The 7,282-nt window shown below is 58.3% G+C and carries 9 protein-coding genes; all 9 read right to left on the minus strand.

The genetic code is table 11. The features are described from left to right. On the minus strand, window positions 1–434 hold a 434-nt coding region (locus VMU57_RS20575; protein ID WP_325386863.1), incomplete at its 3' end, for a 2Fe-2S iron-sulfur cluster-binding protein. A gap of 139 nt (window positions 435–573) precedes the next feature. Then, entirely contained in the window at window positions 574–1,893 is a 1,320-nt protein-coding gene (gene nuoF / locus VMU57_RS20580; RefSeq protein WP_325386864.1) for an NADH-quinone oxidoreductase subunit NuoF, read from the minus strand. Beyond that, window positions 1,893–2,402, minus strand: a complete 510-nt coding sequence (locus VMU57_RS20585) for an NAD(P)H-dependent oxidoreductase subunit E (protein WP_325386866.1) — start codon at window positions 2,400–2,402, stop codon at window positions 1,893–1,895. The genes nuoF and VMU57_RS20585 overlap by 1 nt, the downstream gene beginning before the upstream one ends. Continuing rightward, window positions 2,395–2,697, minus strand: a complete 303-nt coding sequence (locus VMU57_RS20590; protein ID WP_158909325.1) for a transcriptional regulator — start codon at window positions 2,695–2,697, stop codon at window positions 2,395–2,397. The genes VMU57_RS20585 and VMU57_RS20590 overlap by 8 nt, the downstream gene beginning before the upstream one ends. A gap of 39 nt (window positions 2,698–2,736) precedes the next feature. Then, window positions 2,737–3,993 carry an NADH dehydrogenase (quinone) subunit D gene (nuoD, locus tag VMU57_RS20595; protein WP_325386868.1) on the minus strand — a complete coding sequence of 419 codons (1,257 nt, stop codon included), beginning with the start codon at window positions 3,991–3,993 and terminating at the stop codon, window positions 2,737–2,739. Then, window positions 3,993–4,475, minus strand: coding sequence for an NADH-quinone oxidoreductase subunit C (locus VMU57_RS20600; protein WP_325386869.1), 483 nt, complete (start codon window positions 4,473–4,475; stop codon window positions 3,993–3,995). The genes nuoD and VMU57_RS20600 overlap by 1 nt, the downstream gene beginning before the upstream one ends. Further along, on the minus strand, window positions 4,475–4,882 hold the full coding sequence (locus VMU57_RS20605) for an NADH-quinone oxidoreductase subunit A (RefSeq protein ID WP_325386875.1): 408 nt from the start codon (window positions 4,880–4,882) through the stop codon (window positions 4,475–4,477). Before VMU57_RS20605 ends, VMU57_RS20600 begins: the two co-directional genes overlap by 1 nt. A gap of 65 nt (window positions 4,883–4,947) precedes the next feature. Further along, entirely contained in the window at window positions 4,948–5,868 is a 921-nt protein-coding gene (locus VMU57_RS20610; RefSeq protein ID WP_325386871.1) for a prepilin peptidase, read from the minus strand. Window positions 5,869–5,999: 131 nt separating this feature from the next. After that, window positions 6,000–7,282 (minus strand): carbohydrate porin (locus VMU57_RS20615; protein WP_325386873.1); only part of this gene is annotated, 1,283 nt, incomplete at its 5' end.

Below are 7,282 nucleotides of genomic sequence, written 5' to 3' on the forward strand. Positions count from 1 at the left end.
CGGTCGAAGTAGACGACAGGAGACCACTTCTGCTCTTCGCGGTGATTCTTCGGCTCTGCATAAAAGCTGTCAGCCGCGCCGTACTTGAAGGTCATGTCCTGCAACTCACACTCGCCGCCGGCATCGCAGACGGGGCAGTCGAGCGGGTGGTTGCCCAGCACCAGTTGCAGCATAGCCTTGCGAGACTGAACGATCTCAGGCGTCTCGGTCGCGACGACCATGCCTTCAGCGACCGGCGTGGTGCAGGCGGTCTGCAGCTTGGGCACTTTTTCAAGGCGCACAACACACATGCGGCACGCAGCCTGCAACGAGAGGCCGGGATAGTAGCAGAAAGCAGGAATCTCGATGCCGGCAGACTTGCAGGCATCAATCAGCAATGTGCCCGCAGGTGCGGTGAGTTTTTTGCCGTCTACGGTAAAGGTTACGTCTGCCATCTTCAATTCCTCTGCTTTGACTTCTCAATCAAAATCTTCTGATCTGCGCTCCAATGCGAGCGAGGCATGATTATTCTCAAAACTCCGACTAAAAGTACGAGCGCCACGAGTACCCAGATCAATTGGGGTACTCGCCTGTTCAATGTCCTGCTCCCACCAACTGCTGCACGGTGATGATGGGGGTTCCGGCCTTGTGGCCTTCGATGTAGTCTTCAAATTCCTTGCGGAACTTCTTCACGAATCCAAGAGTGGGCATCGCCGCTGCGTCGCCGAGTGGGCAGAAGGTGCGGCCCATCATGTTTTCGGCGAGGTACTGCACGTTATCGACGTCCTTCTTGTTGCCGCCGCCGTTGTAGACACGGGTCAGGGTCTTCTTGATCCAGTCCGTGCCTTCGCGGCAGGGGATGCACCAACCGCAAGACTCGTGCTGGTAGAAGGCGATGGTGCGAAGCGCGAACTCCACGATGGAGACGGTCTCATCGAGAACGACAATTCCGCCCGATCCAAGCATGGTCCCGGCCTTGGCCATCTGGTCGAAGTCGAGGCCCACGTCAATCTCGTCTGCGGTGAGAACGGGGCAGGAGGAGCCGCCGGGAACGACGGCCTTCAACTTCTTGCCGTCCTTGATGCCGCCCGCTACTTCGTAGATCGCTTTGCGAAGGCTGTATCCCATCGGAAGTTCATAGACGCCGGGGCGCTCGACGTGGCCGCTGATGCCGAAGAGACGAGTGCCGCCATTGCGCTCGGTGCCGAGCTTCGCAAACGCCTCGCCACCCATCAGAAGAATGTGCGGTGCATTGGCGATGGTCTCGGCATTATTGATGACCGTTGGTCCGCCATAGAGTCCGACGACGGCAGGGAAGGGAGGCTTGATGCGCGGAACGCCGCGTTTGCCTTCGAGCGACTCCATCAGGGCCGACTCTTCGCCAACCTCGTAGGCTCCCGCTCCAGTCTGCGTGATGATGTCGAAATCGACGCCGGTGCCGAAGATGTTCTTGCCGAGGAAGCCGCGCGCATAGGCATCGGCGACCGCCTTCTCGACGATCTTGAGCAGGTAGCGATACTCACCGCGGAGATAGATGAATCCAAGCTTGGAGCCGATGGCCAGCCCGGCGATCATGGTGCCTTCGATGACGGCATGAGGATCTTCGCGGAAGATGACGTGGTCTTTGCAGGTGCCGGGTTCGGACTCGTCGCCGTTGACCAGAACGTACTTGGGCTTCTCAGACTGCTTGGGCACAAACGACCACTTGAGGCCGGTAGGAAAGCCCGCGCCGCCGCGCCCACGGAGGCCCGAGGCCTTCATCGTGTTGATGATCCACTCAGGACCTTCGGCGATGGCCTGCTGGACGGCCTTGTAACCGTCGAGTTCAAGATACTTGTCAATGTTGGCCGCGCCCTGGCCGAAACGGCGGGAGACGACTTTGACTTCATCGGGATGAGAGACGAGGGTAGGCATTATTTGACGTCCTTTCCCTGGCCTGCGCGATAGGTTTCGATAATCTCGTCGACCTTGATCGTGGTGAGGTTGTCGTGGAAGTCGTAGTTGACCTGCATGGCCGGAGCCCAGCAGCAGGCGCCGATGCACTCGACCTCTTCCAGAGAAAAGACACCGTCTTTGGTCGTCTCTTTATGCCCGATGCCGAGCTTCGCCTTGCAGTGGTCGAGAATCTCGTAGCCGCCGCGCAACATGCAGCTGATGTTGGTGCACACCTGCAAGTTGTACTTGCCTGCGGGCTTGGTGCGCAGCATGGAGTAGTAGCTCAGCACGTTGCGAACTTCGAGTTCCAGCAACCCAATGCGCTGCGCTATCTCGGTGACGACGGCGTCGGAGACATAGCCGACCTCGTCCTGCGCGTACAGCAGCATAGGCACGAGCGCCGAGCGCCGCATCGGATAAATGGTGACGAGGTGGTCGAAGCGCGCTGCCAGCTCCGGGGAAAAAATCGTATTGGCGACTTCACTCACTTTGCATCATCTCCCGCGCCAGCCTTTCGGCGGCAAGGTCCATCTCTTCGGTTACTTCACCGATCGTGGCGGTCCCATCATGGTTCAGACGGAACGGCACCGTGCGGTTGTTGTCTTCAATCATCTCGCTGGGCGTAAAGCGTAGCCAGCGTGTTCCGACGCGAAGCAGGATGAGGTCACTCCCTACTTCGACGACTGCCTGGTGGCGGCTGTTCAGCCCGTGGGCCGCTCCATAGCTTCTGATCAGCGATGCGAACGATGTCCAGAGTTCCCTGTCGATGCGTTCGTTGGTCAAAACTTACCTCAATACAAAAACAAACTTGCTGAAACGCTCTTACCTATCAATCTCTCCGAGAACAATGTCGATGGAGCCGATGACTGCCACGACGTCGGCGAGCAGGCGGCCTTTGCACATCGTCTCGAGTGCCTGCAAAGTCGCGTAAGAAGGATTGCGCATGTGGACGCGATAGGGCTTGGCGGTGCCGTCCGAGACGACGTAGTAGCCCATCTCGCCGCGCGGCGATTCGACTGCCTGGAAGACCTCGCCCGCAGGAACGCCAAATCCCTCGGTAACAATCTTGAAGTGATGGATCAGTGCTTCCATCTGCGTCTTCATCTGTTCGCGATCCGGAAGGATGATCTTCGGCGCGTCGGCGACGATGCGGCCTTCGGGCATTCCATCGAGCGCCTGCTGGCAGATCTTGACCGATTCGTACATCTCCTGCATGCGAACGACATAACGAGCCCAGACGTCGCAGTCATTCGAGACCGGCACCCTGAACTTGAACTTCTCGTAGCCGCTGTAAGGCATATCGCGGCGAAGGTCCCAATCGACGCCTGACGCACGCAGCGGTGGCCCAGTCACGCCCAGCGCGATCGCGTCGGCGGCGGAGAGATGGCCGATGCCCTTGAGGCGTCCCATCCAGATAGGATTGCCGGTCAGCAGATTCTCGTACTGCTTGATCCGGTCGGGCATGATGTTCAGGAAGTTTTGAACTTCCTTGTAGAAATCCAGAGGCGGCTCAAGACTAACGCCGCCGATGCGGAAGTAGCTGCTCATCATGCGCTGGCCGGACACACTCTCAAAGATGCGGAGAATGTCCTCGCGCTCGCGGAAGCAATAGAGGAAGACGGTGAGCGCGCCGATGTCCATGGCGTGCGTTCCAAGCCAGACCAGGTGCGACTGGATGCGCGTCAACTCGTTGAGCAGGACGCGAAGATACTGCGCGCGCTCCGGAATTTCGAGACCAAGCAACTTCTCTACCGCGAGGCAGTAGGCGAGGTTGTTGGTCATCGGACAGAGATAGTCGATGCGGTCGGTCAGCGGCACGACCTGCTGATAAAACTTGGCCTCGCAGGTCTTCTCGATGCCGGTATGCAGGTAGCCGATGTCCGGCGCCAGCGAGACGACGGACTCACCATCGATCTCAAGCACCAACCGAAGCACGCCGTGCGTCGAAGGATGCTGTGGCCCCATGTTGATGACCATGGTCTGGTCCTGCGGAGGAGGCACGCCCTGGTGGCGATTTCTGTCGGCGACAACATCTTCAACGCCGGGGTTCAACATCTCTGGAGCAGCAACGGGAGCCATTAGCGGTATCCCTCCACGGGATAGTCCTTACGCAGCGGATGCCCCTGCCAGTCTTCGGGCATCATGATGCGGCGGAGGTTGGGGTGGCCGCTGAAGCGGACGCCAAAGAGGTCGAAGACTTCGCGCTCGTAGAAGTTGGCCGAGGGCCAGACGCCAACGATGCTGTCGATCACCGCATCACTCTCACTCAGCCGGACAACAAGGCGAACCCGAGACTTCAGCGACATCGACAGGATGTGATACGTGATCTGGAAGCGCGGCTCCGAAGGATACCAGTCAACCGCGGTGACGTCTTCGAAGAAGGTATAACCTGCCTGCTTGACGGCTTCGCAGGCGGCGACGATGTTCTCGCGCGCGATGGTAATGGTCAGTTCAGCCCGGTCAAACTTGGCATCGGTCGCAAGACCCGAAAGTGCCTTGACCGCCGCGTTATCGGCATGGGCCGCAAATACGGCCTCGGTGCCATTCAGTACGGCGTCCATTAGAGATCTCCCTTATCGTTGGACCAATCCAGAACGCCCTTCTTCCAGACATAGAAGAGGCCGACACCTACAAAGCCGATATAAACCAGCATCTCGTAGAAGCCGAACATGCGCGAGCCGGTGATCGCCGGGAGCTTGCGAAAGATGACCGCCCAGGGAAGCATGAAGACCGCTTCGACGTCGAACAGGATGAAGAGCATCGCGACCATGTAGAAGCGGACCGAGAAGCGTCCGCGCGCATCGCCGATAGGATCCATGCCGCACTCGTAAGCGCCGGCTTTGGTACGTGAATTTTTATGTTTGCCGATGAGGAATGAGACCCCAACCATGCCACAGGCAACACCCAGCGCCAGCAGGATCTGTAGCACCAGGGGAAGGTAATTCCATATGTAGGGGTAACTTTGCATGGCCATCTTCGACTCTAAGATTGCGACGGTCAAGTGTCAAGTTGTTGACGGTATTCGGCTGTTGGTTAAAGCAGTGTTTTATATGCGTTGACGATCTTTTCGCCATAAAGAGCGGCAATCAATCCGCCGGCCGCAAGGAAGCTCCCAAAAGCCAGTTTAGAAGCCGCTCCAGCCTTACCTCGAGCCAGCAAAACGACGGCATAAACACTCGCGAACAGCACGCCGAGAAATAGCGCCAGCGTCGCGGGCCAGAAGCCGAGAAACGCAGCCAATAGACCGAACAGCTTCACGTCGCCCAACCCCATGCCTTCGCGGTGGCGCAGCACCCGGTACAGCCATCGGACGAGCAGCAGAATCACAACTGCCGCAAAGACGGCGAGCAGCCACTCTCCCAACAGCCTCTCCGGCCCAGTAAGAAAGACGTTTCCCTGTCCGGCAGAGCTTCCCGGACTGCTGATCTGAATCTGCTGGTTATGCAGGATGACGTCGTCCTCGTTCGGCGCGAGAAAGACAGCGCGGACGCAGGTGAGAAAGAACGAAACCGTGATGCCGCCCAGCGTGAACAGGTCCGGAAGCAACTGGGTCTGCCAGTCCATCACCATCAGCCCGATCAGCAGGAAGCCAAGCAAGGCAACGCCAACATGCACAATGACATCCGACACCAGGTCATGCGATCTTGAAAAAGTAAGCAGGTTGTAAATGTCCGCTGCCTCTGCCATAAACCACAGCCCAAGGCCAATCTCCACCAGCGGATACTGCAGCGCAATGGCGTGCTTGCAGTCGCGGCAGCGGCCGCGCAACAGTAGCCAGCTCAGCACCGGAAGGTTGTCGTACCAGCGAATCCCCACCCCACACTGCGAGCAGCGCGAGCGCGGATGGACGACCGACTGACCCAGCGGCAGCCGTGCAATGCAGACATTCAAAAAACTGCCAAAGATCAGGCCCAGGAAAAACCCGATCGCTTCGTACGCGATAAGTGGAGTCACGCCAGAAGTATACGGCGAGCCGTAACGATTCTCCCGTAGAGCATAGCGAAGCTTAGAACTAATCGCCGTTTTCTCTCAAGGAAAACGGCACCCCGTGATATCGTCCACTTCGCAGTAACAGGAGAATTGTTTTAAAAATCCACATGCATCCGCAGCGCCGACACCAGCGCCGGACCACGGTCCTTGTTGTAACCGGGGTGATCGATGAACTGCGTATCCAGCGCGTAATACACGCCGCGCCACGCATGGACGTTGTAGTAGCCCTCAAGAATGTCCTCGCGGGCATAATTCAGGTTGCCGTCGCCAAGCAGAAAGCCGAGGCCGCCGAGGCGCAGGTAGTTCTGGTGGTCGCGCTTGATGGCGTTGCTCACAAATGCGAGGCCGATCTTGTCGTTTGGCCGTGCCCACGCCCTGCCCGAGTAATCGCCCCCAAACTCGACCGTCTGATCGACCTCGGTGTAAGCAAACGACTCATGCTGGCCTTCGTTCCAACCGACGCGGGTAAAGACGCGCAGGTTCTGCGTCAACTCCTGCTCTGCATTCAGCCCAAAGCCGTACTTCACCTCGCCGTCTTTCTCGTGCAGCGTAATATTCGGCGTCTTGTCTTCACCATCCAGATACGCTTTGATCGCATCGCGATAAAGCCCCATGTGCGCATGATTCACAAAGCTCAGCACGCGGATCGTCCCTTTACGGTCCGGGCTGACCAGCCCTCCCAGCAGCGATTTGCGAAGCTCGAACTCCATATTCTGCCCGCTGGCGCGTCGCAGGTTCCAGTCGAGGTCGATCCCATTGGCGACCGTCGGCATCAGCGCTACGCCGTAGCGCGCGGTCCAGTCCTTGTCGTCGTACTCAGCCACGGCGGCATACGTGTAGCCTCGGGTGTCGGCGGCATAGTCCCAGCTTCCGCTGTTGTCGACCGTCCAGTTGAGAAACTGGAGATGGCTGTCAGTCCCGATGCTGTTGATATCGAAGAAGTCGGGCATGCTCATCTTCCCGACGTGGAACTCCAGTCGCCGCTCCGGAACCTGGGTCGCCAGCGAGAAGGGCGTACGGTCGGCGTCAACCAGCTTATTGCTTAGTCCAATGGTCTGGTGGAGCTGAACCCGCGCAATATAAGGCGTCGAGCCAAGGTTCGGATTGCGAACCACATCCAGATTGGTGAAACCCGCAAGCCCCAGCGCCTCGCTGTCCCCGCGCCCACCTGACGATTCCACGTCGAAAATCACGTCGGTATCGCTCTTCGGGTTTTTATTGAGCTGCATGCCCAGATACAAGGTTCCTAACAGCGAGGCCTTGTACTCTCCGCGACCAAGAAAACTGTTGGTGCCTTCATAGGGCGAATGAAACGGCCCATGCCCCTGAAAGATGATGTTCGCCTGTCCCGAGATCAAATAGCGCGAGTGGTCCGAGT

Source organism: Edaphobacter sp. (assembly GCF_035532915.1).
Lineage (GTDB): Bacteria > Acidobacteriota > Terriglobia > Terriglobales > Acidobacteriaceae > Edaphobacter.

Coding starts and splice junctions, on each gene's coding strand:
- nuoF (WP_325386864.1), bottom strand. CDS start 1,893: ATGCCTACCCTCGTCTCTCATCCCGATGAAGTCAAAGTCGTCTCCCGC.
- nuoD (WP_325386868.1), bottom strand. CDS start 3,993: ATGGCTCCCGTTGCTGCTCCAGAGATGTTGAACCCCGGCGTTGAAGAT.
- VMU57_RS20600 (WP_325386869.1), bottom strand. CDS start 4,475: ATGGACGCCGTACTGAATGGCACCGAGGCCGTATTTGCGGCCCATGCC.
- VMU57_RS20605 (WP_325386875.1), bottom strand. CDS start 4,882: ATGCAAAGTTACCCCTACATATGGAATTACCTTCCCCTGGTGCTACAG.